We start from the raw sequence: 2,909 nt of genomic DNA on the forward strand, positions 1-2,909 counted from the left end.
ACATAGGTCTCACCCTTGAAATCGATCGCGTCCGAGGGACATTCGAACTCGCAGGCTCCGCACTGTGTGCACTGGGATGCGATGATCCTGAAGGCCATTTTTCAACTCCTGAGAATGTTAGAATAAGACCGCTCACGCCGTCGCCGCTAGCAGTTCGACCCCAAACTTGGCGGCGTAAAGGGCGCCGATGGCGGTCTCGATGTAGTCGTAGCCATAAGCGTCCGTTGCTCGGATTCCAGCCTCCATGAGCTGATTCTTAGGGCACTCCCCGATCTTGGCGCACAGCACGACGTCAATGCCATCGAGCGCAGCGATGACGCCGTCGAGGGTGGCTTCCTCGCCCACGCCTCCACGGCAATACTGCTCGACCTTACGATGCGCGACGTAGGTGATTCCTTTCGGCGAAGCTTCATAAACCTGGAATTCCTTCGCGTGGCCGAAGTGTTCGTTGATGCGGCCGCCGCCCTTCGTCGCCACCGCGACGTGGAGGGACCCGCCGCAGGCTGCTTTGACTATTTCGATCGCCTCGCTCTTGGCCGCCACGTGATCGCCTCGTTCGCGCGCGACCACTTCCCGATATGCCTCGCGCTTGCGGGCGTCGTAGGTGATCTCGCCGGGAATTTGGTCGAGGGTGAATTCTTGGCCGCGATCATCGCCGAGCAGGCCGACTGCATCGGCCCGGCACTGCCGGCAATGGCGCATCAGCTTTGCGCCGCCTTCAAGACGATCCTGTAGCGCCTTTAATTCGAGCGCCCGAGGGCCACGCTGTCCGGTCAGGCCGTAGTAGGTGCCGTGGGCCGGATCGGAAATCAGCGGCATAACATTGTGCAGGAACGCGCCCCGCTCCTTGACCCATTTGTTCACCTCGATCAGGTGCTCGTCGTTGACGCCTGGGATCATCACCGAATTGACCTTGGTGAGGATGCCGCGCGCAGTCAGCATTTCCAGGCCTAACATCTGCCGCTCGTGCAGGATTCTGGCGGCTTCGATGCCGGTGTAGCGGCGGTTGTCGTAAAAGATCCAAGGATAGATCTTTGCGCCGATTTCCGGGTCGACCATGTTGATGGTGATTGTCACGTGATCGACATTCATGTCGACAAGCTCGGCGACGTGATCCGGCAGCGCAAGCCCGTTGGTGGAGATGCACAGCTTGATGTCGTGGATCTCCCTGGCGATTCGTTCGAACGTTGCCTTCGTCTTCTTCCAGTCGTAACAGGCATCGCCTGGTCCGGCGATGCCGAGCACGGAAAGCTGCGGCACTTCGTTGGCGACCGCAATGACCTTGCGCAGCGCCTGGTCTGGCGTCAGCTTTTCCGAGACGACTCCAGGCCGGCTTTCGTTGGCGCAGTCATATTTACGATTGCAGTAGTTGCACTGAATATTGCAGGCTGGTGCGACCGCGACGTGCATGCGCGCGAAATAGTGGTGGGCTTCTTCTGAATAGCAGGGATGATCCTTGATCTTCGCCCAGATAGCCGAGTCCATGTCATCCGGCTTTGTGGACGCGCCGCAGGATGAGGATGTGCAACCACTGGACTTCGCGGTCGCCAGCAATTGATCCAAGGATGTCGTGCTGGTCAGGCTCTCAAGCGAAATCGTCGGTGCAGACATTGAAGGCTCCGTTGGTAGGTAACGTCGCATTCAAAGCGCAAGAGCCATGCCAACTTAAAGAATAGTTTTACTTCAATATGTTAGCTTTTCTTGTTCGATTCCGTCCGTTTGCTTCGACACAGGTTTGTCAGGATTTCGACAATGGACAGGCGAATTGGTTCGTGAAAGCCACAGTACCTCACTCACACAAAATGCAAGAAGGGCAACATGTCACCAGCACGCTTACAGCTTCTTCACCTCGATACGATGCCGGCGCAGAGCATAGCCGACCTGACGCGGCGTCAGGCCGAGGATACGAGCCGCCTTGGCCTGAACCCAGCCGGCCTTCTCCATCGCATCGATCAGCCGGTCCCGTTCCGTCAGACGCGACCCCATTGCGGGACAACCGGGATCGTTCGGATCACAGGCCTTGACGGGCGAAACGCCGATGCACCGGGCCGAGTGCGGCGATGCAGCCGGCATCACATTGTTCTTGGCAAGCTCATCGATGGCATTGCCGCCGTGCGACCCGTCGATGCCTTTCCAGAGGAGCGAAGAAAGGCACTGGCTGTTCTTGCAGGCGAAATCCGACGGAACGATCGTCCTTGAACGCGCAAGCGTGGCCGTCCTTCGCACGCAGTTTTCGAGCTCGCGGACGTTGCCAGGGAAGTAGCATTGCGACATCACGTCAAGCGCCGACGGCGCGAATGCGAGCTCGCTATGGTTCTCCTTGTTGAATCGGTTAAGGAGAACTTTCGCAAGGCGTGGAATATCGCCGGGTCGCTCTCGAAGCGGCGGCAGGACAATTGGCACTACGCTGATGCGGTAATAAAGGTCGGCCCTGAACTCGCCGTTTGCAACAGCCATCTCGAGGTTCTTGTTCGTGGCGCATATGAGCCGGACGTCAACCTCCAGCGTCTTGGTGCCGCCGACCCGCTCCAGTTCGCCCTCCTGCAAGACGCGCAACAGCTTGGCTTGAAAGGCCGGCGAAATCTCGCCGATCTCATCAAGCAACAGGGTTCCGCCATTCGCCAATTCGAAGCGTCCCGCGCGCTGCGCGATAGCCCCGGTGAAGGCACCCTTTTCATGCCCAAACAGCTCCGATTCCAGGACGCTCTCAGGCAGCGCGGCGCAGTTCAATTTGACGAACGACTTCTTCCTGCGAGGTGAAAGCTCATGGATCGCCTGTGCAAAGAACTCCTTGCCGGTGCCGCTTTCGCCCCGCAGAAGCACGGTGGTATTCGTCCGTGCCACGACTGAGACGGTTTCGACCACCTGCTTGAGGGCAGGACTCTCCCCGCTAACCCCCTCGAGTTTGG

Annotated in this window: 3 protein-coding genes; all 3 read right to left on the reverse strand. The window is 58.8% G+C overall.

Going from position 1 to position 2,909, the window contains the following annotated elements; genetic code table 11:
- Positions 1-98: 4Fe-4S binding protein (locus C9413_RS30490; RefSeq protein WP_170251354.1), on the reverse strand; the 98-nt coding region annotated here is incomplete at its 3' end.
- A gap of 34 nt (positions 99-132) precedes the next feature.
- Positions 133-1,611, reverse strand: a complete 1,479-nt coding sequence (nifB, locus tag C9413_RS30495; RefSeq protein WP_040114243.1) for a nitrogenase cofactor biosynthesis protein NifB — start codon at positions 1,609-1,611, stop codon at positions 133-135.
- A gap of 222 nt (positions 1,612-1,833) precedes the next feature.
- Positions 1,834-2,909: nif-specific transcriptional activator NifA (gene nifA, locus C9413_RS30500; protein ID WP_170251355.1), on the reverse strand; the 1,076-nt coding region annotated here is incomplete at its 5' end.

This window comes from Rhizobium sp. SEMIA 4085 (assembly GCF_013004495.1).
Taxonomy (GTDB): Bacteria; Pseudomonadota; Alphaproteobacteria; order Rhizobiales; family Rhizobiaceae; genus Rhizobium; species Rhizobium gallicum.